The organism is Mesorhizobium sp. M1E.F.Ca.ET.045.02.1.1 (genome assembly GCF_003952485.1).
Classification (GTDB): Bacteria; Pseudomonadota; Alphaproteobacteria; order Rhizobiales; family Rhizobiaceae; genus Mesorhizobium.
The window spans coordinates 2,087,550-2,112,339 of sequence record NZ_CP034447.1; the positions used below are offsets into that span (position 1 = coordinate 2,087,550).

29 protein-coding genes and 1 pseudogene are annotated in these 24,790 nt (G+C 64.2%); 21 read left to right on the forward strand and 9 right to left on the reverse strand.

Going from position 1 to position 24,790, the window contains the following annotated elements; genetic code table 11:
• Positions 1–68: 68 nt before the first annotated feature.
• A pseudogene (locus EJ070_RS10035) lies at positions 69–1,270 on the forward strand (GGDEF domain-containing protein).
• Here EJ070_RS10035 and EJ070_RS10040 read toward each other — a convergent pair.
• Positions 1,254–1,601 carry a hypothetical protein gene (locus EJ070_RS10040; RefSeq protein ID WP_126091209.1) on the reverse strand — a complete coding sequence of 116 codons (348 nt, stop codon included), beginning with the start codon at positions 1,599–1,601 and terminating at the stop codon, positions 1,254–1,256. The pseudogene EJ070_RS10035 and the gene EJ070_RS10040 overlap by 17 nt on opposite strands.
• Before the next feature lie 499 nt (positions 1,602–2,100).
• On the opposite strand from EJ070_RS10040, the gene EJ070_RS37615 reads away from it, so the two are divergent.
• The 7 genes from EJ070_RS37615 to EJ070_RS10080 all read left to right on the forward strand — a co-directional run bounded on the left by EJ070_RS37615 (position 2,101) and on the right by EJ070_RS10080 (position 7,269).
• The gene (locus EJ070_RS37615) at positions 2,101–2,322 is read left to right on the forward strand and encodes a hypothetical protein (RefSeq protein WP_348639596.1); all 222 of its coding nucleotides are present in this window, start codon (positions 2,101–2,103) and stop codon (positions 2,320–2,322) included.
• 226 nt (positions 2,323–2,548) lie between these two features.
• On the forward strand, positions 2,549–2,971 hold the full coding sequence (gene sdhC, locus EJ070_RS10050) for a succinate dehydrogenase, cytochrome b556 subunit (RefSeq protein WP_126091211.1): 423 nt from the start codon (positions 2,549–2,551) through the stop codon (positions 2,969–2,971).
• Positions 2,971–3,366 carry a succinate dehydrogenase, hydrophobic membrane anchor protein gene (gene sdhD, locus EJ070_RS10055; RefSeq protein ID WP_126091212.1) on the forward strand — a complete coding sequence of 132 codons (396 nt, stop codon included), beginning with the start codon at positions 2,971–2,973 and terminating at the stop codon, positions 3,364–3,366. The genes sdhC and sdhD overlap by 1 nt, the downstream gene beginning before the upstream one ends.
• Before the next feature lie 4 nt (positions 3,367–3,370).
• The gene (gene sdhA, locus EJ070_RS10060; protein ID WP_126091213.1) at positions 3,371–5,203 is read left to right on the forward strand and encodes a succinate dehydrogenase flavoprotein subunit; all 1,833 of its coding nucleotides are present in this window, start codon (positions 3,371–3,373) and stop codon (positions 5,201–5,203) included.
• A 2-nt stretch (positions 5,204–5,205) separates the two neighbouring features.
• Positions 5,206–5,640 carry a DUF3052 family protein gene (locus EJ070_RS10065; RefSeq protein ID WP_126091214.1) on the forward strand — a complete coding sequence of 145 codons (435 nt, stop codon included), beginning with the start codon at positions 5,206–5,208 and terminating at the stop codon, positions 5,638–5,640.
• Entirely contained in the window at positions 5,640–6,419 is a 780-nt protein-coding gene (locus EJ070_RS10070; RefSeq protein WP_126091215.1) for a succinate dehydrogenase iron-sulfur subunit, read from the forward strand. Before EJ070_RS10065 ends, EJ070_RS10070 begins: the two co-directional genes overlap by 1 nt.
• A 217-nt stretch (positions 6,420–6,636) precedes the next feature.
• A complete protein-coding gene (locus tag EJ070_RS10080) occupies positions 6,637–7,269 on the forward strand; it encodes a DUF480 domain-containing protein (RefSeq protein WP_126091216.1) in 633 nt (210 codons plus the stop codon).
• Positions 7,270–7,326: 57 nt separating this feature from the next.
• On the opposite strand, the gene EJ070_RS10085 is transcribed toward EJ070_RS10080, so the two are convergent.
• On the reverse strand, positions 7,327–7,752 hold the full coding sequence (locus tag EJ070_RS10085) for an OsmC family protein (protein WP_059189445.1): 426 nt from the start codon (positions 7,750–7,752) through the stop codon (positions 7,327–7,329).
• Between the two features lie 197 nt (positions 7,753–7,949).
• Here EJ070_RS10085 and EJ070_RS10090 point away from each other — a divergent pair, with 197 nt between their 5' ends.
• The 4 genes from EJ070_RS10090 (at position 7,950) to EJ070_RS10105 (ending at position 9,751) form a co-directional block, all read left to right on the forward strand.
• Positions 7,950–8,159, forward strand: a complete 210-nt coding sequence (locus EJ070_RS10090; RefSeq protein WP_126091217.1) for a hypothetical protein — start codon at positions 7,950–7,952, stop codon at positions 8,157–8,159.
• A 2-nt stretch (positions 8,160–8,161) separates the two neighbouring features.
• Complete coding sequence (locus EJ070_RS10095) at positions 8,162–8,518, forward strand: YciI family protein (RefSeq protein WP_126091218.1); 357 nt, start codon at positions 8,162–8,164, stop codon at positions 8,516–8,518.
• Between the two features lie 177 nt (positions 8,519–8,695).
• The gene (locus tag EJ070_RS10100; RefSeq protein WP_126091219.1) at positions 8,696–9,052 is read left to right on the forward strand and encodes a YciI family protein; all 357 of its coding nucleotides are present in this window, start codon (positions 8,696–8,698) and stop codon (positions 9,050–9,052) included.
• A gap of 168 nt (positions 9,053–9,220) precedes the next feature.
• On the forward strand, positions 9,221–9,751 hold the full coding sequence (locus tag EJ070_RS10105) for a hypothetical protein (protein ID WP_126091220.1): 531 nt from the start codon (positions 9,221–9,223) through the stop codon (positions 9,749–9,751).
• Between the two features lie 272 nt (positions 9,752–10,023).
• Here EJ070_RS10105 and EJ070_RS10110 read toward each other — a convergent pair whose 3' ends face one another.
• Complete coding sequence (locus tag EJ070_RS10110; protein WP_126091221.1) at positions 10,024–11,280, reverse strand: ubiquinone biosynthesis hydroxylase; 1,257 nt, start codon at positions 11,278–11,280, stop codon at positions 10,024–10,026.
• Between the two features lie 107 nt (positions 11,281–11,387).
• Here EJ070_RS10110 and tesB point away from each other — a divergent pair, with 107 nt between their 5' ends.
• From tesB to xth, 7 genes are all read left to right on the forward strand, one after another.
• Positions 11,388–12,251: an acyl-CoA thioesterase II gene (gene tesB / locus EJ070_RS10115; RefSeq protein ID WP_126091222.1), complete on the forward strand. Its 864-nt coding sequence runs from the start codon at positions 11,388–11,390 to the stop codon at positions 12,249–12,251.
• Positions 12,252–12,604: 353 nt separating this feature from the next.
• The gene (locus EJ070_RS10120; RefSeq protein WP_006327120.1) at positions 12,605–12,943 is read left to right on the forward strand and encodes a P-II family nitrogen regulator; all 339 of its coding nucleotides are present in this window, start codon (positions 12,605–12,607) and stop codon (positions 12,941–12,943) included.
• Positions 12,944–12,974: 31 nt separating this feature from the next.
• A complete protein-coding gene (locus EJ070_RS10125; protein ID WP_126091223.1) occupies positions 12,975–14,324 on the forward strand; it encodes an ammonium transporter in 1,350 nt (449 codons plus the stop codon).
• 293 nt (positions 14,325–14,617) lie between these two features.
• Positions 14,618–14,893, forward strand: coding sequence for a hypothetical protein (locus tag EJ070_RS10130; protein ID WP_126091224.1), 276 nt, complete (start codon positions 14,618–14,620; stop codon positions 14,891–14,893).
• 226 nt (positions 14,894–15,119) lie between these two features.
• Entirely contained in the window at positions 15,120–17,774 is a 2,655-nt protein-coding gene (locus EJ070_RS10135; protein ID WP_126091225.1) for a DNA translocase FtsK, read from the forward strand.
• A 126-nt stretch (positions 17,775–17,900) separates the two neighbouring features.
• The gene (locus EJ070_RS10140) at positions 17,901–18,569 is read left to right on the forward strand and encodes an outer membrane lipoprotein carrier protein LolA (RefSeq protein WP_126091226.1); all 669 of its coding nucleotides are present in this window, start codon (positions 17,901–17,903) and stop codon (positions 18,567–18,569) included.
• A 242-nt stretch (positions 18,570–18,811) separates the two neighbouring features.
• Positions 18,812–19,618 carry an exodeoxyribonuclease III gene (gene xth, locus EJ070_RS10145; RefSeq protein ID WP_126091227.1) on the forward strand — a complete coding sequence of 269 codons (807 nt, stop codon included), beginning with the start codon at positions 18,812–18,814 and terminating at the stop codon, positions 19,616–19,618.
• A 30-nt stretch (positions 19,619–19,648) separates the two neighbouring features.
• Here the strand turns inward: xth and EJ070_RS10150 are convergent, their stop codons facing one another.
• Together EJ070_RS10150 and EJ070_RS10155 are read right to left on the reverse strand one after the other, a co-directional pair.
• Positions 19,649–20,104 (reverse strand): cyclic nucleotide-binding domain-containing protein, encoded by a 456-nt coding sequence (locus EJ070_RS10150; RefSeq protein ID WP_126091228.1) that lies wholly within the window; start codon positions 20,102–20,104, stop codon positions 19,649–19,651.
• 231 nt (positions 20,105–20,335) lie between these two features.
• A complete protein-coding gene (locus EJ070_RS10155) occupies positions 20,336–21,019 on the reverse strand; it encodes a response regulator transcription factor (RefSeq protein WP_040974579.1) in 684 nt (227 codons plus the stop codon).
• 147 nt (positions 21,020–21,166) lie between these two features.
• Here EJ070_RS10155 and EJ070_RS10160 point away from each other — a divergent pair, with 147 nt between their 5' ends.
• Positions 21,167–21,703 carry a L,D-transpeptidase gene (locus tag EJ070_RS10160; RefSeq protein ID WP_245464844.1) on the forward strand — a complete coding sequence of 179 codons (537 nt, stop codon included), beginning with the start codon at positions 21,167–21,169 and terminating at the stop codon, positions 21,701–21,703.
• Positions 21,704–21,757: 54 nt separating this feature from the next.
• On the opposite strand, the gene EJ070_RS10165 is transcribed toward EJ070_RS10160, so the two are convergent.
• On the reverse strand, positions 21,758–22,012 hold the full coding sequence (locus EJ070_RS10165) for a hypothetical protein (RefSeq protein WP_126091230.1): 255 nt from the start codon (positions 22,010–22,012) through the stop codon (positions 21,758–21,760).
• Positions 22,013–22,142: 130 nt separating this feature from the next.
• On the opposite strand from EJ070_RS10165, the gene gcvA reads away from it, so the two are divergent.
• Complete coding sequence (gene gcvA / locus EJ070_RS10170; protein ID WP_126091231.1) at positions 22,143–23,069, forward strand: transcriptional regulator GcvA; 927 nt, start codon at positions 22,143–22,145, stop codon at positions 23,067–23,069.
• A 36-nt stretch (positions 23,070–23,105) separates the two neighbouring features.
• Here gcvA and EJ070_RS10175 read toward each other — a convergent pair whose 3' ends face one another.
• From EJ070_RS10175 to EJ070_RS10185, 3 genes are all read right to left on the reverse strand, one after another.
• The gene (locus EJ070_RS10175) at positions 23,106–23,531 is read right to left on the reverse strand and encodes a DUF1761 domain-containing protein (protein WP_126091232.1); all 426 of its coding nucleotides are present in this window, start codon (positions 23,529–23,531) and stop codon (positions 23,106–23,108) included.
• A gap of 65 nt (positions 23,532–23,596) precedes the next feature.
• Entirely contained in the window at positions 23,597–24,310 is a 714-nt protein-coding gene (locus tag EJ070_RS10180; RefSeq protein ID WP_189350467.1) for a methyltransferase, read from the reverse strand.
• Complete coding sequence (locus tag EJ070_RS10185) at positions 24,265–24,690, reverse strand: EVE domain-containing protein (protein WP_126091234.1); 426 nt, start codon at positions 24,688–24,690, stop codon at positions 24,265–24,267. Before EJ070_RS10185 ends, EJ070_RS10180 begins: the two co-directional genes overlap by 46 nt.
• Between the last annotated feature and the right edge of the window lie 100 nt (positions 24,691–24,790).

Sequence of the window (24,790 nt, forward strand, 5' to 3'; positions counted from 1 at the left end):
ATCAGCGGCCTGCGTTAACGGCTTTTTCGCCCGTCGATGGTTTTCTGTCCGAGGGGCATCGAAGGAACATGGGCAGCGCTGATTTCATCCTGATGATCAATCTGTCCGTCGCCGGGCTGCTGGCGACGGCCTTCATGGCGATCGCCATCCATGACGTCGGGCGCGTGTCGGCGCGCTGGCTGGCCTTCAGCTATGGGCTCGGCATGGCCTATTTCGCCATCGAATTCAGCATCCCCGCCTTTGCCGACGCCCGGCTGCCGGTGGTCGTCGCCTTCGCCGTCTTCCTCGGCGCGACCATCGCCTTCAATGGCGGGCTTGCCTATAGATATGGCGTGACCCCACCCTGGGCGCCGATGCTGTTCTTCCTGGCTGTCGCCTCGGTCGCCGTCTATCTGGTGCAGGATCTGCCGCGCCACTCGCTCAACCGCATGATGGCCTATCAGCTTCCCTATGCCGCCATGCAGTTTGCCGCCCTCGGCATCGTTCTCTCTCGTCCAGGCAGAGGCTCGGGCGGCTCGATTACGCGCTGATGGCGGTGCTGGCGGCGAGCGCCGTGCAGTTCGCTTCGAAGCCGTTCATCGCCGGCGCGCTCGGAGGATGGGGCGCCGATCCGCAATCCTACGTGCAGACGGGCTATGCGCTGGTGTCGCAGTCGCTCGGCACCGTGTTCGGCCTGGCGTTGGCGCTGCTTGCGCTCGCCCTGCTGGTGCGCGACGTGCTGGCCGAGGCGACGTCGAAATCGGAGATCGACACGCTGTCACGGCTGCTCAATCGCGGCGGTTTCGAACGTCATGCCGAGCTCGCCTTGCGGGACGCCGTGCGCCAGGGTGTTCCGGTGGCGCTGGTCATTGCTGATCTGGACCACTTCAAGGCCATCAACGACAGCTACGGCCATGCCAGCGGCGATCGCGTCATCGAGACCTTTGCAGGCCTGCTGCGCGAGGCGGCGGCCGAACATCATGTCGCCGGCCGCATCGGCGGCGAGGAGTTCGCCATCATCCTGCCCGGCACCAATCTTGCCGCCGCACGCCTGTTCGCGGAGGGTACGCGCAGCGCGTTCGGCACTTTGCCGATCGACGGCCTGTCCGTCGATCGTCGCTGCAGCGCGAGCTTCGGCGTCGCCGAGCTTGCCGCGGACGAGGGCTTTTCAGATCTCCTGCGGCGCGCCGACGAGGCCCTTTACACGGCCAAGAATGCCGGCCGCGACTGCGTCCGCGTATCGCCCGGACTCGTGGTGCGGCAGGCCAAGGCGCTCAGCGGCAAGGGCTGAGGTTGGGCATCTCGCCGTCGGAAAGCCCGTACATATAGGAGCGGCCCTTCACGAACACCGGCGGCTGGTAGCAGCCCGGCGCGCCGGCATCGTCGGAGTCGTAGATGACGTCGGGCTGGCCGGCACCGGTAAAGTTCGAGAGCTCCTTGGCGTGCCTGCCCTCGCCGACGATGATGCGCTTGTAGCCGGCGGCGCTGTCGATGACGAGATTGCCGAAGGAATCGGCATAGACGCGGTCGTGGTGGCGCAAGCCGGCTTCCGACGGCGTGGCAAAAGCGACGGCCATCGCCGCAATCGCCGCAAGGCAAGCCAGCACTGAATTCGAACGCATTTTGTCCTCCGTTCACCGGCGCGACCTCAAGGCCACGGCCCGGACTTCGTCCGAATCAGAAATTAACCCTTTCTTAACCTTTGTTAAGAGGCGGACCGCCTTCGGTGCCGGATCTTAATGAATATGGTTAATTCTGGTGAGAAGGCCCAAGCCACGCAGGCATCAAGCGGCTCGCCTGCCCCGACCTGCTGACTCGGGGTGAACTTGATCTTGCCGTGCCGCGTGGCTAGCGTGCCGCGCACGAAAGGTGCAGCACATGACGTATGGCCACAGGGTTCGGGTGTTGCTCGGTATCCCGCTGTTTCTCGTTGCCGCAGGCTGCGTGTCCCAGGACGGCGCGCCGAAAGCGGCATCGACTGCGGTCCCGCCTGCTTCGGCTCAGCAGTCCACCGCACCCGCGGAGTCTCCGGCACCTGCACCGCCTGCAGCATCGGCAACGCCTGCGGCATCTGCGACCAAGATCACTACCGACCTTACCGTGCCGCGATCAAGTATCGGCATGGCCACCTACAAATGCGGCAATGGCGGCATGATCTCCATCCAGAATCTCGGCACGTCGCTGCGTGTGGCAGGACCGGATGGTTGGACCGAGGAGTTTGCGGCGTCGCCCGCCAACCAGAGCAGCCGCTACCAAGCGGCGACGCATGACGCAATCGTGATCGACGGGGGCGAAGCGCTGGTCATGAAGAAGGGTTCGAGGCCACTCACCTGCAGACGGTAACGAGGTCAATCTTCATCGGCATACCGCACTTCGCCGGCTTCGCATCGCGCGCTAATCGATTGAAGCGGAATCGCCGCCTTTTGTCAGACTAAATGATGTTTCCAAAACGATTTTCCGGCTTTGACGCGGTGCAAAAAGAGCATTAGAAACCGCCTATCCGAAGCCATATATGGAGACGGCAAAAGCCGCGCCCTTCGAGGCTCCGGGACGCCGAACTGGGGGAGCCATGAGCAAATCACCAGCCACCCACGCAGTCGCCAGACGTGAACGGCCGCTATCGCCGCATCTGACGATCTACCGGCCGCCGATCACGATGACGATGTCGATCATCCACCGCATCACCGGCGGCGCGCTGTATTTCGGCACGCTCTTGGTGGCGGCATGGCTGATCGCGGCGTCGAGCTCGCAGGCCGCGTTCGATTGGGTCGACTGGGCCTTCGGCTCCTGGCTCGGCCGGCTGGTCCTTTTCGGCTACACCTGGGCGCTGATGCACCACATGCTGGGCGGGCTGCGCCACCTTGTGTGGGACACCGGAGCGGGGCTCGAGAAACACACCGCCTCGAAGATCGCCTGGGCGACGCTCGCCGGCTCGATCGTGCTCACGCTTTTGATCTGGATCGCCGGCTATACGGCGCGGGGAGCTTTCTGATGAGCGCGAAGAACACCGACATGCGCACGCCGCTCGGCAAGGTGCGCGGCCTGGGCTCGGCCCGCGAAGGCACCGGCCATTTCTGGCGCCAGAGGCTGACCGCGATTGCCAATATCCCGCTCATCCTGTTCTTCGTCGGCTTTCTGATCGCGGTCAACGGCCACGGCTATGCGGACGTGCGGGCTTCGCTCGCCAATCCGTTCGTGGCGCTCGTGCTTGCGCTGGTGCTGATCTCCGGCCTCTATCACATGCGGCTCGGCATGCAGGTGATCATCGAGGACTACGTGCATGGCGAAGGCATGAAGCTGGCGCTGATCGCCCTCAACACATTCTTCTCAGCAGCAGTCGGCGTCGCCTCGCTCTTCGCCCTGCTCAAACTGGCATTCGGAGGCTGAAGTCTTGGCCAAGGACGCAAACAAAACGGCTTCCGCCTACACTTTTGTCGATCACAAATTCGATGTCGTGATCGTCGGCGCCGGCGGCGCCGGGCTGCGCGCCACGCTCGGCATGGCCGAGCAGGGCCTGCGCACGGCCTGCATCACCAAGGTGTTCCCGACCCGCTCGCACACGGTGGCGGCGCAGGGCGGCATCGCCGCCTCGCTCGCCAATATGGGCCCCGACAACTGGCAGTGGCATCTGTTCGATACCGTCAAGGGCTCGGACTGGCTGGGCGACATCGACGCCCAGGAATACATGGTCCAGCAGGCGCCGGCCGCCGTCTACGAGCTCGAGCATTACGGCGTGCCGTTCTCGCGCACCGAAGAGGGCAAGATCTACCAGCGGCCGTTCGGCGGCATGATGATGAATTTCGGCGAGGGTCCGCCGGTGCAGCGCACATGCGCGGCCGCCGACCGCACCGGCCATGCCATGCTGCACACGCTTTACGGCCAGTCGCTGAAGAACAACGCGCGGTTCTTCATCGAATATTTCGCGCTCGACCTGATCATGGAGCCGGACGGCACCTGCACCGGCGTCGTCGCCTGGAACCTGGACGACGGCACCATCCATCGCTTCTCGGCCAAGATGGTGGTGCTGGCGACCGGCGGCTATGGCCGCACCTATTTCTCCGCCACATCGGCGCACACCTGCACCGGTGACGGCGGCGGCATGGCCGCACGTGCCGGGCTTGCGCTGCAGGACATGGAGTTCGTGCAGTTCCATCCGACCGGCATCTACGGCGCCGGCTGCCTGATCACCGAAGGCGCGCGCGGCGAGGGCGGCTATCTCGTCAATTCCGAGGGCGAGCGTTTCATGGAACGCTATGCGCCGTCGGCCAAGGACCTTGCCTCCCGCGACGTGGTCTCGCGCTGCATGACGCTGGAGATCCGCGAAGGCCGCGGCGTCGGGCCGAAGAAGGACCACATCTTCCTGCATCTCGACCATCTCGACCCGGCCGTTCTGCACGAAAGGCTCCCGGGCATTTCGGAGTCGGCAAAGATCTTCGCCGGCGTCGACCTGACCAAGGAGCCGATCCCGGTGTTGCCGACGGTCCACTACAATATGGGCGGCGTGCCGACCAATTACTGGGGCGAAGTGCTCAACCCGGCGGCGAAGAGTCCGGATCGCGTATCGCCAGGGCTGATGGCAGTGGGCGAGGCCGCCTGCGCTTCGGTGCACGGCGCCAACCGGCTGGGCTCGAATTCGCTGATCGATCTGGTCGTCTTCGGCCGTGCCGCGGCGATAAGGGCCGGCGAGGTGATCGACCGCAATTCGCCGATCCCTTCGCCCAACGCGGCTTCGGTCGAAAAGATCATGGATCGCTTCGACCGGCTGCGTCATGCCAACGGCTCGACGCCAACGGCCGATGTGCGCGAAAAGATGCAGAAGGCGATGCAGGAGGACGCGGCGGTGTTCCGCACCCAGGACTCGCTGGACAATGGCTGCAAGCGCATTTCCGCGATCTGGGGTGAGCTCAAGGACATAAAAGTGTTCGACCGCTCGATGATCTGGAACTCCGACCTGGTCGAGACGCTGGAGCTGGAGAATTTGATGGCGAACGCCATCACCACGGTCCATGGCGCCGCGGCGCGCAAGGAGAGCCGCGGTGCGCACGCGCGGGAAGATTTCCCGGATCGCGACGACGCCAACTGGCGCAAGCATACGTTGGCCCGCGTCAGCGAGGACGGCAAGGTGACGCTCACCTACCGGCCGGTGCATACCGACACGCTGCTGCCGGAAAAAGACGGCGGCATCAACCCGGCCAAGATCGCGCCGAAGGCCAGGGTGTACTGACCATGGCATTGGCGGCCGCGGGATATTCCGGCACGTCCCTTCCGGCCAAGCTCGGCCTGAAGGACGGCATGGTCGCCGCCTTCATCGCGCTGCCGCCGGAGCTCGGCGACCTGGCCGAAGCCGTGGCGTTTGCCGGGGTCGATCGGCTTCCTGAATGGTCATCGATCTCAGGGAACCAGAAATACGATGCCGTGCATGCCTTCACCCGGCAGCGCGCCGAGATCGAGGACGGCCTTGCCGGCATCGAGACGGCGATCAAGCGCGACGGCATGGTCTGGGTTTCCTGGCCGAAGAAGGCATCGAAAGTGCCGACGGACGTCACCGAGGGCGTCATCCGCGCCGAGGCGCTCAAGCGCGACCTCGTCGACGTCAAGGTCGCGGCCGTCAGTGAAATCTGGTCCGGGCTGAAGCTCGTCATCCGAAAGGACCGCAGGTAATGGTCGAACTCACGCTTCCCAAGAATTCGAAAGTCCAGCAGGGCAAGACCTGGCCGAAGCCGGAGGGCGCCACCAACCTTCGCGAATACCGCATCTACCGCTGGTCGCCGGACGACGATGAGAATCCGCGCATGGACACCTATTTCGTCGACATGGACGATTGCGGGCCGATGGTTCTCGACGCGCTGCTCTGGATCAAGAACAAGATCGACCCGACGCTGACGCTGCGCCGCTCCTGCCGCGAAGGCATTTGCGGCTCCTGCGCCATGAACATCGACGGCTCGAACACGCTGGCCTGCACCAAAGGCTGCGACGACATTTCCGGCGCGGTGAAGGTCTATCCGCTGCCGCATATGCCGGTGATCAAGGACCTCGTGCCGGACCTCACCAATTTCTATGCCCAGCACGCCTCGATCGAACCGTGGCTGAAGACGGTCTCGCCGACGCCCGCGACGGAATGGCTGCAGAGCCATGAGGACCGCGAAAAGCTCGACGGGCTCTACGAGTGCATCCTGTGCGCCTGCTGCTCGACATCATGCCCGAGCTACTGGTGGAACGGCGAGCGCTATCTTGGCCCGGCGACGCTGCTGCAGGCCTATCGCTGGCTGATCGACAGCCGCGACGAGGCCAAGGGCGAGCGGCTCGACAATCTGGAAGACCCGTTCCGGCTCTATCGCTGCCACACCATCATGAACTGCGCGCAGACCTGCCCGAAGGGGCTCAACCCGGCCAAGGCGATCGCCGAGATCAAGAAGATGATGGTGGAGAGAAGGATTTAGCGGCAAATTGTTGCTGTCGCGACCCTTCGCACCCCCTCTGGCCTGCCGGACATCTCCCCCGCAAGGGGGGAGATTGGCGGTCTTTCCCGCTTTCGCTAATCTTCAACGTTGCAAGAATGGACGAACGGCGCTGAAGCTGCCGATCCCCCCTTGCGGGGGAGATGTCCGGCAGGACAGAGGGGGGTGCTGTCCCTCCGGACTCAAAAGGATAGCTCACATGACCGACCTCCCCGTCCTCTCTGCCACCGAAGCGCGCGTGCTCGGCTCTCTGATCGAGAAGAAGGAACTGACGCCGGACGTCTATCCGCTGACGCTCAACGGAGCGCATCAAGCCGCCAACCAGAAGACGGCGCGCGAGCCGGTGATGGCGCTGGAGCTGACGGAGATCAGGCGGGCGCTGAGCACGCTCGAGCAGAAGGGCCTGGTGCGCCAGGCCTTCGCTTCCCGCGTCGAGCGCTACGAGCATCTGATGGCGCAGCGTTTTTCGCTGACGACGCCGCAGATCGCCATCGTCGGTTTGCTGCTGTTGCGCGGCGCGCAGACGGCGCATGAATTGCTGGCGCGCGCGGAGCGCATGGCGCGCTTTGCCTCGATCGAGGAGCTTCGCGACAATCTCGACCTGATGATCGGCCGCCGGCCGCCGCTGGTGCAACTGCTCGAACGCGCGCCCGGGCAGCGCGAGGAGCGCTATGTGCATCTGCTGAGTGGACCGGTGGAAATGACGGCGGCAGCGGTTGCGGCGCCGTGGCAACCGTCGTCATCGGATTCCGATCTCGAAGCGCGAGTGAAGGCGCTCGAGGAAGAGGTCGCGTCGCTGCGCGCAAAGATCGAGGCGCTGGGCGGTAGCTGACCAGAAATGCTGGCGGGACAGCGCGAAGGATCGCTGCCGCTCAGATAAATACGCCAGTCACCCCAGCCTTGCGTCGAGCGAGACCTTGATGGCGCCGAGCGCTTTCGACACCGGGCATTCGGCCTTGGCCTTTTCGGCGAGTTCCTTGAACTTCGCCGCGTCGATGCCCGGCACCTTGCCGACCAGGGTGATGGCGCTGCCGGTGATGCCGGTGCCGGGCACCAGCGTCACCACCGCCTTGGCGTCGAGCTCGGCCGCCGGCGTGCCGTTCTCGGCCAGGAAGTGCGAGAGCTGCATGGCGTAGCAGCCGGCATGCGCCGCCGCGATCAGCTCTTCCGGATTGGTGCCCGATTTGCCGCTCTCGTCCTCGAAGCGCGCCTTGAAGGAATAGGGCGTGCCTTTCAAGGTCCCGCTCTGCGTATCCAGCGTGCCCTTGCCCTCTTTCAGATTGCCTTTCCAGACGGCGTTTGCGGTGCGGTCCATGAAATCCTCCTCGGTTGAGCGTGATCAAAGCCCGGCCAACTATAGCGCGCGCCGGCGTGAAGGCCACCGCGCTTTCACACCGGCGCGCGGTATCGCCATCGGACGACAAAAAAATGCATGTGCAAAAATGTCGACTTGCCCGGGGTCCGGCCGTCCTGTGGGCGGCCACGCAAATGATGGCCGGATGGAGGCTCAAAATGGATACGCTGTTTTCCGCTCGCAAAAGAATGTTCCGACAAGAAACCGACTGGGCCGAGGTGCCGCCTTCGGGCTTTGGCCGCCTGCTCGTGGCTGTCGCCGTCATCGGGCTCGCCATCGGCCTGCTCGACCATGCCGCAGCGCAAGCGAGCCTGGCTGGCAGCAGCTTGATCGCGTCGTCCTATGATCCGGCCCAGCAGAGGAGATAGAGATGCAATATGTTTGCCTTGTCTACGGTGAGGAAGCCGAACTTCATGCGCTTGGCAGCGGAGGGCTGGCGAAGCTCGACGCCAGAGCGATCGCCTACAACAAGGGGCTGGAGAAAAGCGGGCGCCTCATCATCGCGCAAGCGCTGCAATCGGCAACAACATCGAAGACCGTGCGCCGGCGCAAGGGCAAGACGCTCGTCACCGATGGTCCCTTCGCCGAGACCAAGGAGCAATTGCTCGGCTTCGTCATGATCGAGGCCTGCGACCTCGACGAGGCCATCGAGATCGCCTCGACCAGCCCGCTTGCCGAAATCGGCATGCTGGAAGTGCGCGCCGTCTACCACATACCGGGCTCGTAGCCCGGTTCAGCTTTTCATGGAATCGCCGGCTCAGCTTAAGCCTTTGTTTTTACGCAATTCCGGACGGAAAACCGTTACACACTTTTCCTGGAATTGCTCTGGGCCGGATCGCCGGCGGGCAGCCGGCTGCCGCCGTTGCCCGGCGAATGTCATTATCGCAATCACGGGAAGAACACGATGAAATATCTTTGTCTCGTCTATCACGAGGAAGAAAAGCTCCACGCCCTGTCGCGCGGCGAGGCGGCAAAGCTCGACGCCGATTCGCTCGCCTACGACAGAGAACTGGAAAAGAAGGGCTACCTGATCGCGGCGCAGGCGCTGCAATCGGTAAAGACGGCCAAGACCGTGCGCCGGCGCAAGGGCAGGAAGCTCGTCACCGACGGGCCGTTCGCCGAGACCAAGGAACAGTTGCTCGGCTTCGTCATGATCGAAGCGGCGGACCTCGACGAGGCGCTGGACATCGCCGCCGGGATTCCGCTCGCCGAGCTCGGCACCGTCGAAGTCAGGGCCATCTACGACATACCGGGGTCATGATGCCAGCGTGTGGCGATTGCGCAGGCCTTTGTCCTGCTGGATGCCGGCCGAAACCGCTGCACGCTTTTGGCCGACATGCATTAGGAGTTTCTTCATCGCCGCAACTGTCGCGTGTTGAAGCGATGCCACACTTCTCCTATCGTTGCCGGGTTTTCGGGGGAATTCGGCATGCCTTTCCTGATCGCTATCCTTGGCGTGCTCGGCGCCGCGGCCATCTGGTGGTACCGGATGAAGGCCATGAACGAGGCCGCGCGCGAGGTCGCTGACGTCGTCGGGCGCGTGCAGGGCAACATCCGCCGCAAGAAGCTGCGCAAGCAGGCAGCACTCTCGCCGCTGACGGCGATCGACGACCCCGTCGTGGCGGCCGCGACGCTGATCACCGCGATCGTTTCGGAACATGGTCCGATCCTGCCGGGGCGCGAGGCCGCGCTGCGGGAGGTGATTGCTGGAATTGCGGACAGCCGGAAAAAGACCGACGAGGCCGTCGTCTACGCCAAATGGGCCGCCGCGCAGATCGACGACACGACGATCGTCATCGACAAGCTGGCGCCGTTCCTGCGCGAGCGCCTCGATCCGCATGAGCGGAACGATCTGCTCAGGATGCTGAACCGCGTGGCGCAGGGTGGCGAGCAACGGCTGCGGATCGCCGACCAGCGGATGCTGAGGTTGCGGCAGAAGCTGGGTTTCGAGGTGAATTGAGCTGAAGCTGTGGCGGCCGGATCGCCTGCCTTCGTGATTGGCCGAAACGCCCCTCACGTCGTCATTCTATGGCGGAGCAAGGAGCGAAGCGACGTGGCGCAGACCATAGAATCCATTCCGTTACCTATAGGCGTTGCAGCGATGCAGAATTCTGCTCCGCTGCACCCTACGATCAAAGTCACGGAATGGATCCTCGGGTCTTCGCGTCCGCTTCGCTCCCGCTCCGCCCGTGGATGACGACGCCGTGTTAGGCCTCGGCCAATTGTGAGACGCTAGATCGCTTCGCCCTTGAGCAGCCTTGGCGTGTCGCCCGACAGGCCCGAGGCTTGGCGGATGAAGAAATCCTTGAGCCCGGGCATCCGTTCGACAAGGCCGAGGCCGATGTCGCGCACGGCGCGCAGCGGGCCGATGTCGTTGGAGAACAGCCGGTTCAGCACGTCGGTGGTGATGCCCATCTGCAGCGTGTCGAAGCGGCGCCACTGCTGGTAGCGCTCGAGCACGTCGAGCGCGCCGATGTCCTGGCCTAGCCGGTCGGCCTCGACCACCACTTCGGCAAGTGCCGCGACATCCTTGAAGCCGAGATTGAGGCCCTGGCCGGCGATCGGATGGATGCCGTGGGCGGCGTCGCCGGCCAGCGCGATGCGCGGCGCCACGAAGGCGCGGGCAAGGGTCAACCCGAGCGGCCAGGCGCGGGGCTTGTCGGCGACGCGGATCTCGCCGAGCTTCAAGCTGAAGCGCTGTTCCAGCTCGTGCTCGAAGACGAACTCTTCACCATCGACGAGTTTTTGCGCGTCTTCCGTGCGCTCGGTCCAGACGATCGACGAGCGGTTCGTCCCGTCCTTGCCGGGTTTCAGCGGCAGCGTGGCGAAGGGGCCGGCCGGCAGAAAATGTTCCTCGGCGCGGCCATTGTGAGGACGCTCGTGCGCCACCGTGCAGACGATGCCGGACTGGCCGTATTCCCATTTCACCGTCTTGATGCCGGCCATGTCGCGCAGCTTCGAGTTGACGCCGTCGGCGGCAATCAGCAGCCGCGCCTTCAGCGCGGCGCCATCGGCCAGATGCACGGTGACGCCGGTGCCGCTGGTGTCGAAACCGCTGACGGCCATGCCCTCGATGATGTCGATGCCGAGCTTTTCGGCGCGCCGCCGCAGCGCCCCGTTGAGCTCCCGGTTGGCGACCATATGCGCGAAGGGCTCGCCGGGCGCCACCTCGCCGTCGAAGGTCAAAAACACCGGGCGCACCGGATCGGCGGCGCGCGAATCGGTGATGATCATCTCGGTGATCGCCTGCGCCTCCGGCGCGATCTCTTCCCAGACGCCGAGCTGTTCCAGCATGCGGCAGGCCGCGGCGGCGATGGCCGAGGCGCGGCCGTCCTTCTGCCAGACGTCGGCGGGAGCGGCGTCGACAACGGCGACGGCAAGGCTCGGGCGCGCCTGCTTCATCGACACGGCGGTGGCCAGGCCGACATAGCCGGCGCCCGCCACCAGCACGTCCAGCGAGGCTTCGCCTGCTTCATCCGCCTTGACCATGCCACTTTCCTTTCGCGGCTTGCGGCCGCAGCGGCGGCCATAGCAGCTTGACTGCCTGCCTGTCCTGTCCGAAACCGGCCATGTCACATCTTTGAAGGACGTGGAACATGACGGCGGCCATGGACGAACTCCTCGACATTCTCGACCTCGAGCAGCTCGAACACAACCTGTATCGTGGTCGCAGCCCAAAGCTGGACTGGCAGCGGGTGTTCGGCGGCCAGACCATCGCCCAGGCGCTGGTCGCCGCCCAGCGCACGGTCGAGCCCGAGCGCCACGTGCACTCGCTGCACGGCTATTTCATGCGGCCGGGCGATACCAAGGTGCCGATCGTCTACGAGGTCGACCGCATCCGCGACGGCGGCTCCTTCACCACGCGCCGGGTGGTGGCGATCCAGCATGGCCAGGCGATCTTCTCGCTGGAGGCCTCGTTCCAGCAGGACGAAGTGGGGCTGGAGCATCAACTGCCGATGCCGCGCGACGTGCCGGCGCCCGACACGCTTTTGTCGCAGCGCGAGCTTTTGGGCAAATTCGGCGGGGCTGTGCCGGAAGGCATCAAGCGCTATTGGGAGCGCGACCGGCCGATCGAGATGAAGCCGGTGATGCTGAAGCACTATACCAGCCGCGAGAAGCTGGAGCCGGAGCAGAACATCTGGATCCGCACCACCGGTCCGGTGCCGGAGGACCGCGCCACGCAGGCGGCCGTGCTCGCCTATCTCTCCGACATGACGCTGCTCGATACCTCGACTTTCGCGCATGGTCGCGCCATTTTCGATCGCGACATCCAGGCGGCCAGCCTCGACCATGCGATGTGGTTCCACCGCAGCCATTCGCTGGACGACTGGATCCTCTACACGCAGGACAGCCCCTCGACGCAAGGCTCGCGCGGTTTCACCCGCGGATCGCTGTTCGCGCGCGACGGGACCCTGATCGCCTCGGTCGCCCAGGAAGGCCTCATCCGGCTGCGGCGCTGAACAGGCCAAACTCTCTTCCGCCGTGGGCGCGCCCTTCGTCGCGCAAAAGAAATCCGCCTGGCCTGATTTTACGCGGAATTCTTGCGTCAACCCACTGCCGCTGCCCACAGTTGCGCCATAGGCTTGCGAAATAGGCATTTTTGAAAATTTGCCTATTTTTTAATCAGGCAGCCAACCGTCGCTTTGGGCAGTCACTGGTTCCGGCAGCGCCGTTCCCTTTGTTTACAACAGGTTAACGCCCTGCTTCGGCAATTGGCATGAAGTTTGAATCCTGTTCGGCACTCTCCGGCTCTCCTCGGGATCGGTGAAGGTGTGCAAACGCGGGGGACCGCAACAGCAAAGGGTGAAACCTTATGAAAATCGTGATGGCAATCATCAAGCCGTTCAAGCTCGACGAGGTGCGCGAAGCGCTCACCGCCGTTGGCATCCAGGGCCTGACCGTCACCGAAGTCAAAGGCTACGGGCGTCAGAAGGGACATACGGAAATCTATCGCGGCGCGGAATACGCGGTCAGCTTCCTGCCCAAGATCAAGATCGAGGTCGCCGTCGGCGCCGACATGGTCGACAAGGCCGTCGAAGCCATCACCGCGGCCGCCAAGACCGGCCAGATCGGCGACGGCAAGATCTTCGTCTTCGGCATCGACCAGGCGGTGCGCATCCGCACCGGCGAAACAGACACCGACGCGCTCTGAGCGGCGACCAGCTATTCCAACGGAGAGTTCAATGAACATACCTTCCACCTTGAAGACGACGGGACGCGCGGCCGCGCTCGGTGCGCTCGCTCTCGCAGTATTCGGCACCGTCGCCGCCTTCGCGCAGGAAGCGGCTCCGGCAGCGCCGGCCGCACCTGCCGCGCCGACCCCGGTCCTCGACACCGGCAACACCGCCTGGATGCTGACCTCGACGGCGCTGGTGCTGATGATGACCATTCCGGGCCTGGCGCTGTTCTACGGCGGCATGGTGCGCAAGAAGAACGTGCTCGCCACCATCATGCAGAGCTTTGCCATCACCTGCCTGGTGACGGTGCTGTGGTTCATGTTCGGCTATTCGCTGGCCTTCTCCGACGGCGGCGCCACGAACGCCTATCTCGGCGGCTTCTCGAAATTCTTCCATCACGGCATCACCACCTCGACGCTGTGGCTGCCGGGCGTGGCGAACATTCCCGAATTCGTCTTCTCGATGTTCCAGTTGACCTTCGCCATCATCACGCCGGCGCTGATCGCCGGCGCCTTCGCCGAGCGCATGAAGTTCTCGGCGCTGCTGATCTTCATGGGCCTGTGGCTGGTCTTCGTCTATGCGCCGATCGCGCACTGGGTGTGGGGCGGCGGCTTCCTCGGTTCGGCCGGCGTTCTCGACTTTGCCGGCGGCACGGTCGTCCACATCAACGCCGGTGTCGCGGGCCTGGTCTGCGCGCTCGTCCTCGGCAAGCGCGAGGGCTACGGCACCACCAACATGGCACCGCATAACCTCGTCTATTCGGTGATCGGCGCCTCGCTGCTGTGGGTCGGCTGGTTCGGCTTCAACGCGGGTTCCGAGCTCGCCGCCGACGGCCTCGCGGGTGCGGCGATGATGAACACGCAGGTTGCCACCGCCGCCGCGGCGCTGGCCTGGATGTTCGCCGAATGGATCGTCGCCAAGAAGCCCTCGGTGCTCGGCATCATCTCGGGCGCCGTCGCCGGCCTGGTCGCGGTGACGCCGGCTTCCGGCTTCGTCAACCCGACCGGCGCGTTCATCATCGGCATCGTCGCCGGCGTGCTCTGCTACATCTCGGCCGTCAAGGTGAAGCACATGTTCGGCTATGACGACTCGCTCGATGCCTTCGGCGTGCACGGCGTCGGCGGCGTCATCGGTGCGCTGCTCACCGGCGCGCTCGCCGATCCGGAGATCAACGCGCTCGGCAAGGGCGCTTCGGTCGTCACGCAGGTCTACGGCATCGTCTTCACCATCCTGTGGACGGCGATCGCCACCTTCGTGATCCTCTTCATCGTCAAGGCGCTGGTCGGCCTGCGTCCGAGCAGCCAGGAAGAGGTCGAGGGTCTCGACGTCACCCAGCACGGCGAAGTGGTGCCGTAAGGCCGGCTTTGCCAAAGGGCCGGCGGATCCTCCTCCCGCCGGCCCGAATATCAACGAAAGCCGTGCAGCGGTTTTCTGGAGTTACTCCAAGATCCCGTCGTGACGCTCTCGAAAGGGGCTCACGCCTTGAGGCCCGGAAGATCTTCCGGGCCTCCTTTTTTTGCGTGGCGTCAGGCGGATTTCAATCACATTCACTTGATCGCGCCGGTATGAAACGTTGGGCTTTGTGGTTCCGTACTGAGAGAACGACCGCCAAGGAGGCGCTCGCCAAACAAGAGGGAAGGAACCAACCAATGAAATTCAAGACTATCTTCCTGGGAGCAATGGCTCTGTCGATGGTCAGCGGAGTGGCACTTGCTGGCGCGCTCGACGAGCCTGACAACATGGCGCCGTTCTTCACCGATTCCAGCATGAAGACCATGAAATCCGAAGCCGACTTCAAGGCGGCCTGGGCCTCGACGGCGAAGGACAAACAGGACGCCATGATGAAGGAGTGCCAGGACGCGGCGATGAGCAAGCCCCACGCCGAATTCTGCGCCAACCTGATGATGTACGCCGGTCACAAGTAGTTCTGCGGGAGATCGGGTCCTGACGGGCCTGATCGTTTCGTCATTCAAGCAGAAAAATGGCGGGCCGCCAGGCCCGCCATCCTTGTCTCTACCTATTTGACTGTGCGCCATCGTCGGTAAAAAGCCATGGTTAATGCGGCCTTAACCTTCCCCCCGATAGTCTGGCAGCCGAATCTCCCGGCATGCGCCACGCATCCGGCCAGGCACTGACTTACGGGGAAGAGGCATGCGTTCAGGCGCTTCAGCACCGCTCGCGCTGACCGATACGGGGCACGGCATCCAGGCATTCGCACGGCGCCAGGTCGGGCGGCTGGTCGGCGCCGGCCTGTTCGTGTTCACCGCTTTCGGCGTCGCCAGCCTCGCCACCTGGAACGTCGCCGATCCGAGCTTCTCGCACGCCACCAACAACATCGTCACCAACGCCATGGGCTATGCCGGCGCGGTGTTTTCCGACCTCGCCATGCAGTTCTTCGGCCTTGCCGCCGTCGCCGGCCTGGTACCGGCGGTGGTCTGGGGTTTTCTTCTCTTTTCCGCGCGCGGCGTCGACAGGCTGCCGAAACGCGGGCTTGCCTGGTTCGGCTATGCGCTGCTCGCGGCGGCCATCGCCGGTTGCGTGACGCCGCCCAACACCTGGCCGCTGCCCACCGGCCTTGGCGGCGTGTTCGGCGACATGGTGCTGAAGATCCCGGGGATCGCCGTCGGCGGCTATCCGAAGGGCCTTTTCGCCACCATGATCGCCGTCGTGCTTGCCGCGCCGGCGCTCTGGCTGTTCGCCTATGGCTCGGCGCTGATTTCGCGCAAGAACGGCTTTGCGGTCATGGAGCGGGCCGCCCAGCCCGATCCGCGCGAGCAGGACGACCTGCTGTTCAGCGAGGATGACGACGAAGGCGACGAAGGCATATTGGCGCTCGGCGCCATCACCCATTGGTGGCTGTCGTTCCGCGCCTTCCTGCACCGCCGCGCCGCGCGCCGCAGGCAGGAGCGCGACGAGTTCGAGCCGCAGATGGAACCGCGGGCCAGTGCCTGGCGCCGCGCCGCCGAACGGGTCGAATCGGCCGAGTTCGCCGAGGCCCGGATGAGCCCCGGCGGCCGCGCCCGCGTCGAGCCGGAATTCTTCGCCGCCATGGTCAACGACCGCAGCGCCTCGGTCGATCCGGTCGACGACGATGACTTCGCCGACGAAGAGGAAGAGGCCGACCTCGACGATTTCGACGACGAGCAGCCTGTGCAGCGCCGCGCCAACGTGCGCAACTTCCGCTCGGACGCGGCGACCCGCGTACAGGCGCCGGCGCCCCGCCCGGCTCCGGGTGCGCGCGTCCAGCGCGAAGCGCAGACGTCATTGATCGGCTCGGATAAATTCGAGATGCCGTCGCTGCATTTCCTGTCCGAGCCGAAGAATGTCGCGCGCGACCCGAGCCTGTCGAAGGACGCGCTCGAGCAGAATGCGCGCCTGCTCGAAGGCGTGCTCGAGGATTTCGGCGTCAAGGGCGAGATCATCCATGTCCGCCCCGGCCCGGTCGTCACGCTCTACGAGCTCGAGCCCGCGCCCGGCATCAAATCCTCGCGCGTCATCGGTCTCTCCGACGACATCGCCCGCTCGATGAGCGCGATCGCCTGCCGCGTCGCCGTCGTGCCCGGCCGCAACGCGATCGGCATCGAATTGCCGAACGCCAAGCGCGAGACGGTGTATCTGCGGGAAATCATGGCAAGCCGCGACTTCGAGACGACGAAGGCCAAGCTGGCGCTGGCGCTCGGCAAGACGATCAATGGCGAGGCGGTCATCGTCGACATCGCCAAGATGCCGCACGTGCTGGTCGCCGGCACCACCGGCTCGGGCAAGTCGGTCGCCATCAACACCATGATCCTGTCGCTGCTCTACCGGCTGACGCCGCAGGAATGCCGGCTGATCATGATCGACCCGAAGATGCTCGAACTCTCGGTCTATGACGGCATCCCGCACCTTCTGACGCCGGTGGTCACCGATCCGAAGAAGGCGGTGGTGGCGCTGAAGTGGACCGTGCGCGAGATGGAGGACCGCTACCGCAAGATGTCCAAGGTCGGCGTGCGCAACATCGACGGCTTCAACGCGCGCGTCCAACAGGCCGAGAAGAAGGGCGAAAAAATCTCGCGGACGGTGCAGACCGGCTTCGACCGCCAGACCGGCGAGGCGATCTACGAGACGGAGGATCTCGATCTCGAGCCGATGCCTTATATCGTCGTCATCATCGACGAGATGGCCGACCTGATGATGGTGGCCGGCAAGGATATCGAAGGCGCGGTGCAGCGCCTGGCGCAGATGGCGCGCGCCGCCGGCATCCATGTCATAATGGCGACGCAACGTCCCTCGGTCGACGTCATCACCGGCACCATCAAGGCCAATTTCCCGACCCGCATCTCCTTCCAGGTGACGTCGAAGATCGACAGCCGCACGATCCTGGGCGAGCAGGGCGCGGAGCAACTGCTCGGCATGGGCGACATGCTCTACATGGCCGGCGGCGGCCGCATCCAGCGCGTCCACGGCCCCTTCGTCTCGGACGACGAGGTCGAGCGGATCGTCGGACATCTCAAGCTGCAGGGCGTGCCCGAATATCTCGACGCCATCACCGAGGACGATGAGGAAGACGATGAGGACGGCGCCTCGGGCAGGGGCGGCGGTGGTGGCGGCAATTTCGAGGATTCCGACGATCCCTATGACCAGGCGGTGGCGGTGGTGCTGCGCGACGGCAAGGCCTCGACCAGCTACATCCAGCGCCGGCTCGGCATCGGCTACAATCGCGCCGCCTCGATCATCGAGAAGATGGAGAAAGAAGGCATTGTCGGCCCGGCCAACCATGCCGGCAAACGCGAGATCCTGGTGCCGACTGACGAGGATAAGTTCTAGCGCGGCTTGCCGGCAACTTTGAACCTTCCGGCGCGTTCATGCGACGGAGCCGTCGCGACCCGCCAAACTTAGGCCCAACTGGGGGTCCAGAGACTGCGACGACACGAATCACAGGAAGTGACCGGCATGAAGACCCAGATAGATTTCGCTCCGACCCGCCGGCAGGTGCTCGGCCTTGGCCTTGTGCTCGCGGGCGCGGCCGCCATCAACGTCGTGCCGGGCTTCCAGCTTCTGGCCCATGCGCAGGCGGCCGTGCCGCCGGCGGCGCAAAAGATCGCCGACCACTTCTCCTCGGTCAAATCGATGAGCGGCGAGTTCGTGCAGTTCGGACCGAAGGGCGAGCAGACCGGCGGCAAGTTCTTCCTCGAACGCCCCGGCAAGATCCGCTTCAACTATGACGGATCGTCGAATTTCCGGGTGATCTCCGACGGCAAGTCGGTGGTCATCCTCAACAAGAAGCTCAACACCTCCGACCTCTATCCGCTGTCGAAGACGCCTTTGAAGCTGCTGCTCGACGACAGGATCGATCTTTCGGGCGGGCGCGTGAAGGCCGTCAAGGAAGAGGATGACCTCACCACCATTCAGCTTTCCGACAAGTCGGTGTTCGGCAACGCCCGGATCACCATGATGTTCGATCCGAAGAGCTACGAGCTGCGTCAATGGACGATCACCGACGCGCAGGGCAAGGACACGACGGTGATGATCTTCAACGTCAAGGAAGGTGTCTCCATCCCTGACGACACCTTCGCCATCGACTATACGGCGAACAGAGAGCTGAATACCAAGACGCGGTAGATTCAACTGTTGTGAAGGTTTCCCGGCGTCAGCGCAGCCCCTCACCCTTACCCTCTCCCCGTGAAGAACGGGGAGAGGGGGACGCCAGCGCCGGAGCTTATCCCTTCTCCCCGTCACTATACGGGGAGAAGGTGCCGGCAGGCGGATGAGGGGCAGCGCCGACGCCGGCGATTGTTGCCCAGCTTGTTTTTGCCGCGCGCGGCTGGCAGTAGTTCGGCGATCTTTCGCCGGACCCTGCCTGAATGCCTTTCACCGTCGCCACCTGGAACATCAACTCCGTGCGCCTGCGCATGCCGATCGTCGAGCGGCTGCTCAAGGAGCATGCGCCGGACGTGCTCTGCCTGCAGGAAACCAAGGTTCCGGACGAGCTGTTTCCCGAAAAGGCCTTTCGCAGGGCGGGCTACGAGCACATCCTTTTCCACGGCCAGAAGGGCTATCACGGCGTCGCGACCGTGGCGCGCCGGCCGATCGAGCTGGTCGAGAAGCGCCGCTTCTGCGAGATCGACGACAGCCGGCATCTGTCGGTCAAAGTGAAGGTCGGCGCCAGGTCGATCCTGCTGCATAATTTCTACGTTCCGGCCGGCGGCGACGAGCCGGATCCGGAGATCAACCGGAAGTTCCGGCACAAGCTCGATTTCGTCCATGAGATGAACGGCGTGCCGGCGAGCCAGGACGAAGTGTCCGCGTCGATCCTGGTCGGCGACCTCAACATCGCGCCGCAGGAGCATGACGTCTGGTCGCACAAGCAACTGCTCAACGTCGTCAGCCACACGCCGGTCGAGACGGAGAACTTCGAGGCGATGCGTCAGGCCGGCGGCTGGGTCGACCTGATGCGGCTCAACGTGCCCGCCGAGCAGAAGCTCTATACTTGGTGGAGCTATCGCGCCAAGGATTGGGAGGCATCGAACCGCGGCCGCCGGCTCGACCACGTCTGGTCTTCGGCCAATCTGGTGCCGAGTTTCTCCGGCTACGAGATACTCCAGGCGGCGCGCGGCTGGGAGAAGCCGTCGGACCATGTGCCGGTTATTGCGAAGTTCGATCTGGATTAGCGCAGGGCGGCGGCCTCTCTGCGCGTCGTCTTACTCCGTAAATCTCGGCGCCAGCGCCTCGATGCGGGCGATCATCTGTTGGAATTCCTCTAGGATGCGCTCGTGCAGCAGCGCCGCCAGTTCCGGATACTCCTCCAGGATGCGGTGGAACATCTTGCGGCTGAGCCGGATGACTTCCGAATCGGCCGCCGCCGAGGCGCTGGTCAGCCGGTTGGTGTCGGCGATCAGGGCGAGCTCGCTCAGCATGGCGCCTGGGCCGGCCGTGCCGATCGGGATGCGCTTGCCGCCCTGCTCGCGATAGAGCGCGATCAAGCCGCTGACCACGATATAGGCCGAGTCGGCCTCGTCATCCTCGCGGTAGAGCTTGTGGTCGGCCTGCAGGAAGGTGTTTTCCGCGCCGAAGGCGAGCAGGCGCAATTGTTCCTGTGTGAAGCCCTGAAAAAGCTTCACGCCGGACAGGATGCGGATGTCGTCATCCAGCGCCATCCTAGCTGTGTCCCCGAGCGGTCAGTCCAGTCCCTCCTTTGGAGCGTCGCGTCCTTCCGGACGCAGCGAACGCCCCAACACTTCCAATCACGCAGCGAGCCGATCCATCACCCTCCAGCACCAGGATCGTACCCGAAGCGGTCCCGCCCGACCGCTCTCTTTGCTTTGACGCAATTCCGGACGGAAAACCGTCTCACACTTTTCCTGGAATTGCTCTAGATCATGAAATGTTTAAGGAACCAGCTTGTAGCCGCCGCTTTCTGTCACAAGAATTTCGGCATTGGAAGGATCGCGCTCGATCTTCTGACGCAGCCGGTAGACATGGGTCTCCAGCGTGTGCGTGGTGACGCCGGAATTGTAGCCCCACACCTCTTCCAGGAGAACGTCGCGGGTCACCACTTTCTGGTCGGCGCGGTAGAGATATTTGATGATCGAGGCCTCCTTTTCGGTCAGCCGCACCTTGGCGCCGCGCGGATCGATCAACAGCTTCTGGCTGGGCTTGAACGTGTAGGGGCCGACCGAGAAGGTGGCGTCCTCGCTCTGCTCGTGCTGGCGCAGCTGCGCGCGGATGCGCGCCAAGAGCACGGCAAAGCGGAAGGGCTTGGTGACATAGTCGTTGGCGCCGGCCTCGAGACCCAGGATCGTGTCGGAATCGGTGTCGTGCCCGGTCAGCATGATGATCGGCGCCTTGTAGCCGCCCTTGCGCAGGATCTTCACCGCCTCGCGGCCGTCCATGTCGGGCAGGCCGACATCCATGATGAGCAGATCGACAAGGCCGCCGCGCGCCGCGGCCACGCCTTTTGCGGCGGTGGATTCCTGCTGAACGTCAAATTCTTCGTAAAGCGCCAATTGCTCGACGAGCGTGGCTCGCAGGTCGTCGTCGTCGTCAACGATCAGAATGGTGCGTGATGTCATGGATCAATCCGTTGTTTTAAAAAGAATATTCAGTTGACCTCCCCCCATTTATGCGGAAGCTCACCGGCGCAACAGCCGATCACAGTGATTTGTTCCGTGAGACAATCATACAAGAAAAAACGCGCGCGCAATGAGGCGGACGCATTTTTGCCGAAAGGCCTGCGTGTCCTGGTTGTGCGCGCGAGGCCGGGCAACCCTGCGCAAGGGTTGCTGCAAGCCGGCAAAGCGGTGTTTCCCTGCGCGCTTGGGCGCGGCGGCATTTCCGCCGGCAAGCGCGAGGGCGATGGCGCCACGCCGCTGGCCGCGATGCGGATATTGTCGGGCTATTTTCGCAACGACCAGTTTCCCGGCGGGCGCAGGACGAGGCTTTCCATGGCGCCGATCGGCCCGGATCTCGGCTGGTGCGAGGTGCCCGACGACCGCAACTACAACCGGCCGGTGAAGATCCCTTATGGCGCAAGCCACGAGCGGATGCGGCGCGGCGATCGCCTCTACGATGTGTGCCTGGTGCTCGACTGGAACATCGCGCCGCGCCGGCGCGGGCGCGGCAGCGCGATCTTCTTCCATCTGGCGCGTCCCGGCTTCACGCCGACGCAAGGCTGCGTGGCGGTTACGGCGCGCACCATGGCGAGGCTGCTGCCGCTGCTGTCGGAGCGGACGGTGGTGAAGGTGGTGAGGCAGTAGGCAGTAGGCAGTAGGCAGTAGGTGTCTCTTTTCCTATTGCCTACTGCCTATTCCCTATCGCCGCGGCTTCTGCCAGCCCGTGTCCAGCAATCCGATCCGGCCGAGCTCACGGTCCACGGCTCTTGCCACGTCCCGGCGCTCGGCACCGATATCACGCAGCAGATCGTCGGAGAGATCCTCGATGGACTCGTTGGGAAGCCGAGCGGCGACCCGCGCCTGGCGCAGCCAATCGAGTGCGGAGTGCAGCCAAAGGGCGACGCTGGAGCGGGATTTCAGGGCGGTGTGGGACTTGAGAGCGATCTCGGTCATGGCTTTATCCGTGTTCTCCGGACATCAAATCCGGTTTGATAGTGTTTCGATGTTGCAATCATGCCGGATTGAAAAATAAACGGGAAACGAGTAGTTCTTGTTCGATCGTCAAGTTTTATTTGGAGATCGGATGGCCCGCCTGCTGCCCGGGACGCGCGCGTTGAGGACCTTCGAGGCCGCGGCCAGGCGTCTCAATTTCACCCGCGCCGCCGATGAGCTTGGCCTGACGCCGGCTGCGGTCAGCCATCAGATCAAGGAAATCGAGGAACAGCTCGACCTGGTGCTGTTCACGCGCACCAGCCGCACCATCCGGCTGACGGAGGCGGGCAACGTTCTTCATGAGGCTTCGATCGACGCGCTCGACCTGCTCAATCGGGCGGTGTCGCGGGCGCGCAAGATGACGCGGGGCACCTCGCTGCTGAAGGTGACGCTCGACGCGCAGTTCGCGACAAAGTGGCTGATGCGCCGCGTCGACAGTTTCCGCCGGCAGAAGCCGGGCATCGAGCTGCGCTTCGATATCACCTATGAAGTCAGGGACTTCGAACGGGACGATGTCGATATCGGCATCCGCTTCGGCAGCGGCAAATATCCGGGGCTTTGCGCGCACCGGCTGTTCGAGAACATCATCATCCCGGTGTGCAGCCCGGCGCTGCTCGCGTCAGGCCCGCCGCTGAAGGAGCCGCGCGACCTCTTCCACCATACGCTGGCGCATATCGAATGGTCGCGGCAGGGCGTGACATGGCCGAACTGGCGCATGTGGATGCAGGCGGCCGGCGTCGACGACTTCGACGACAGCCGCACCCTCGTTTTCGGATCGGCGACCGACGCCACGCAGGCCGCGCTCGATGGCCATGCCGTGGCGCTGGCCGACTTCGCGATGGTGGCCAACGATCTTTCGCAGGGGCGGCTGATCCGGCCCTTCGAACTCGGCATCAAGGTCGCGCCGGAATTCGCCTATTTCCTGGTTTACCCCGAAGTCATGAAGGACGACGCACGGATCGTCGCCTTTCGCGAATGGCTTCTCGACGAGGTGGCGAAAGACGGAGAGGCGGGGTAGCGATACCCCGGACCGCCGCGCGGCGCGGTTGTTGCTCTAGCCGGCGGGCGCCGCCGGCGCCCCGAACCAGCCGATCACCAAGCCGATGATGATGAGCACGCCCAGCCAATGGCCGGCATCGATCAGCGTCAGGCCCCAGCCGAAGCCTTGATAGCGGTGGTTGACCGAAAGCGTGGTGGCGACGAAGCCCAGCCAGAGCACGAAGCCGAAGATCACCCCGGCGAGCGGGTTGGGCTCGCCGCCGGTCAGCGCGCCGATAACCAGCGTCATGACCAGCGCCATGATGAGCTCAGCGATGAAGCTGACGATGAACGGAACGACAGAGCGCTTCATGGTCGCCGGGTCAAGCTTTGCCGCCTTCAGCCAGGGCTTGCTCAAGCCCATGTACCAGGCGGCGCCGAACAGCCACGCCACGACGGCGGCGACGATCACCGCCAGCCAGTTCACCGTTGAAAAATCCATGTTCCCCCTCCGAATGCGTGTCGCCCAAAAATATGGCTGAATGGAATCCCGGTTCGCCGGCGGCGTCAAGCGGGAGCGGCAGAACCCCATCGCCAGACGGTCGTGCGCTTGACCTCCGCATCCTCCAGCGCGCGCGTCACCGGCACCTGGTAGACGGCCAGCGATTGCAGTCCCTTCTTCGGCAGATAGGCGCGGCCGGGATCCCCAACCAGGATATCGGCGCCGCGCGCCTTGAGTGCCGTGAACCACGGCATCAGCCGATCGGCCAACGGTTTGTCGTAGAAGACATCGCCGGCGAGCACGACGTCCCAGCCGTCATCCGTATCGATGCAGTCCGCATCCAGGAATTCGGCCTTCACGCCGTTGGCTTCCAGGTTGAGCGTGATCACCGTCTTGCAAAAGGGGTCGATATCGGCGGCAACCACTGCGGTAGCTCCGGCCTTCAAGGCAGCGATGGCGACAAGGCCAGAGCCGGAGGCGAAATCGAGCACGCGCTTGCCGCGCACGGCGGCCGGATGATCGAGCACGTAGCGGGCAAGGCCCTGGCCGCCGGCCCAGGCGAAAGCCCAGAATGGCGGCGGCAGGCCAATCTCGGCCAGCTCCTCCTCGGTGCGCAGCCACAGATCATGCGCCTCGTCGGCCAAGTGCAGCAGCACTTCCGGCACGTGCGGCGGCGCCATCAGCGCCGTGTTGTCGAGGATGAATGTCTTGGCGTTTTTCGGGGTGAGCCTGGTCACGGCGCCGGGTCGAGGCCGGCCATGCGGCAGACCTCTTTCCATTCGGCCGGCGTCACCGGCTGCACGGAAAGCCGGCCGAGCCGGACCAGCGCCATCTCGGCAAGCTTCGGATTGGCCTTGACCTGTTCCAGCGTCACCGGCTTCGGCACGTCCTTCCAGGCGCGGATGTCGACGCATTCCCAGCGCGGATCGTCGGTCGTGGTGTCGGGGTGGGCAAGCGCGCAGACCTCGGCGATGCCGACGATGTCGAGGCCCTCGTTGGAATGATAGAAGAAGCCGAGATCGCCGATCTTCATGGCCTTCATGTTGTTGCGCGCCGCGTAATTGCGCACGCCGTCCCACTGCGTGCCGGCCTTGCCCTTGGCCTTCAGCGCCTCGAAGGAAAAGACCGAGGGTTCGGATTTGAACAGCCAGTAGTTCATCTCAGTTGTCCCATTGCCATTGTCGGTTGGCCATTATTCAGCGTTGGCGCTGCCCCTCACCCTATCCTCTCCCCGTAAGGACGGGGAGAGGGGTCGCCAG

Bases quoted from the DNA above. Each gene is read 5' to 3' on its own strand.
- EJ070_RS10040 (WP_126091209.1), bottom strand. From the start codon at position 1,601: ATGCGTTCGAATTCAGTGCTGGCTTGCCTTGCGGCGATTGCGGCGATG.
- EJ070_RS37615 (WP_348639596.1), top strand. From the start codon at position 2,101: ATGGCCACCTACAAATGCGGCAATGGCGGCATGATCTCCATCCAGAAT.
- sdhC (WP_126091211.1), top strand. From the start codon at position 2,549: ATGAGCAAATCACCAGCCACCCACGCAGTCGCCAGACGTGAACGGCCG.
- sdhD (WP_126091212.1), top strand. From the start codon at position 2,971: ATGAGCGCGAAGAACACCGACATGCGCACGCCGCTCGGCAAGGTGCGC.
- EJ070_RS10065 (WP_126091214.1), top strand. From the start codon at position 5,206: ATGGCATTGGCGGCCGCGGGATATTCCGGCACGTCCCTTCCGGCCAAG.
- EJ070_RS10070 (WP_126091215.1), top strand. From the start codon at position 5,640: ATGGTCGAACTCACGCTTCCCAAGAATTCGAAAGTCCAGCAGGGCAAG.
- EJ070_RS10080 (WP_126091216.1), top strand. From the start codon at position 6,637: ATGACCGACCTCCCCGTCCTCTCTGCCACCGAAGCGCGCGTGCTCGGC.
- EJ070_RS10085 (WP_059189445.1), bottom strand. From the start codon at position 7,752: ATGGACCGCACCGCAAACGCCGTCTGGAAAGGCAATCTGAAAGAGGGC.
- EJ070_RS10090 (WP_126091217.1), top strand. From the start codon at position 7,950: ATGGATACGCTGTTTTCCGCTCGCAAAAGAATGTTCCGACAAGAAACC.
- EJ070_RS10095 (WP_126091218.1), top strand. From the start codon at position 8,162: ATGCAATATGTTTGCCTTGTCTACGGTGAGGAAGCCGAACTTCATGCG.
- EJ070_RS10100 (WP_126091219.1), top strand. From the start codon at position 8,696: ATGAAATATCTTTGTCTCGTCTATCACGAGGAAGAAAAGCTCCACGCC.
- EJ070_RS10105 (WP_126091220.1), top strand. From the start codon at position 9,221: ATGCCTTTCCTGATCGCTATCCTTGGCGTGCTCGGCGCCGCGGCCATC.
- EJ070_RS10110 (WP_126091221.1), bottom strand. From the start codon at position 11,280: ATGGTCAAGGCGGATGAAGCAGGCGAAGCCTCGCTGGACGTGCTGGTG.
- tesB (WP_126091222.1), top strand. From the start codon at position 11,388: ATGACGGCGGCCATGGACGAACTCCTCGACATTCTCGACCTCGAGCAG.
- EJ070_RS10120 (WP_006327120.1), top strand. From the start codon at position 12,605: ATGAAAATCGTGATGGCAATCATCAAGCCGTTCAAGCTCGACGAGGTG.
- EJ070_RS10125 (WP_126091223.1), top strand. From the start codon at position 12,975: ATGAACATACCTTCCACCTTGAAGACGACGGGACGCGCGGCCGCGCTC.
- EJ070_RS10130 (WP_126091224.1), top strand. From the start codon at position 14,618: ATGAAATTCAAGACTATCTTCCTGGGAGCAATGGCTCTGTCGATGGTC.
- EJ070_RS10135 (WP_126091225.1), top strand. From the start codon at position 15,120: ATGCGTTCAGGCGCTTCAGCACCGCTCGCGCTGACCGATACGGGGCAC.
- EJ070_RS10140 (WP_126091226.1), top strand. From the start codon at position 17,901: ATGAAGACCCAGATAGATTTCGCTCCGACCCGCCGGCAGGTGCTCGGC.
- xth (WP_126091227.1), top strand. From the start codon at position 18,812: ATGCCTTTCACCGTCGCCACCTGGAACATCAACTCCGTGCGCCTGCGC.
- EJ070_RS10150 (WP_126091228.1), bottom strand. From the start codon at position 20,104: ATGGCGCTGGATGACGACATCCGCATCCTGTCCGGCGTGAAGCTTTTT.
- EJ070_RS10155 (WP_040974579.1), bottom strand. From the start codon at position 21,019: ATGACATCACGCACCATTCTGATCGTTGACGACGACGACGACCTGCGA.
- EJ070_RS10165 (WP_126091230.1), bottom strand. From the start codon at position 22,012: ATGACCGAGATCGCTCTCAAGTCCCACACCGCCCTGAAATCCCGCTCC.
- gcvA (WP_126091231.1), top strand. From the start codon at position 22,143: ATGGCCCGCCTGCTGCCCGGGACGCGCGCGTTGAGGACCTTCGAGGCC.
- EJ070_RS10175 (WP_126091232.1), bottom strand. From the start codon at position 23,531: ATGGATTTTTCAACGGTGAACTGGCTGGCGGTGATCGTCGCCGCCGTC.
- EJ070_RS10180 (WP_189350467.1), bottom strand. From the start codon at position 24,310: ATGGAAAGAGGTCTGCCGCATGGCCGGCCTCGACCCGGCGCCGTGACC.
- EJ070_RS10185 (WP_126091234.1), bottom strand. From the start codon at position 24,690: ATGAACTACTGGCTGTTCAAATCCGAACCCTCGGTCTTTTCCTTCGAG.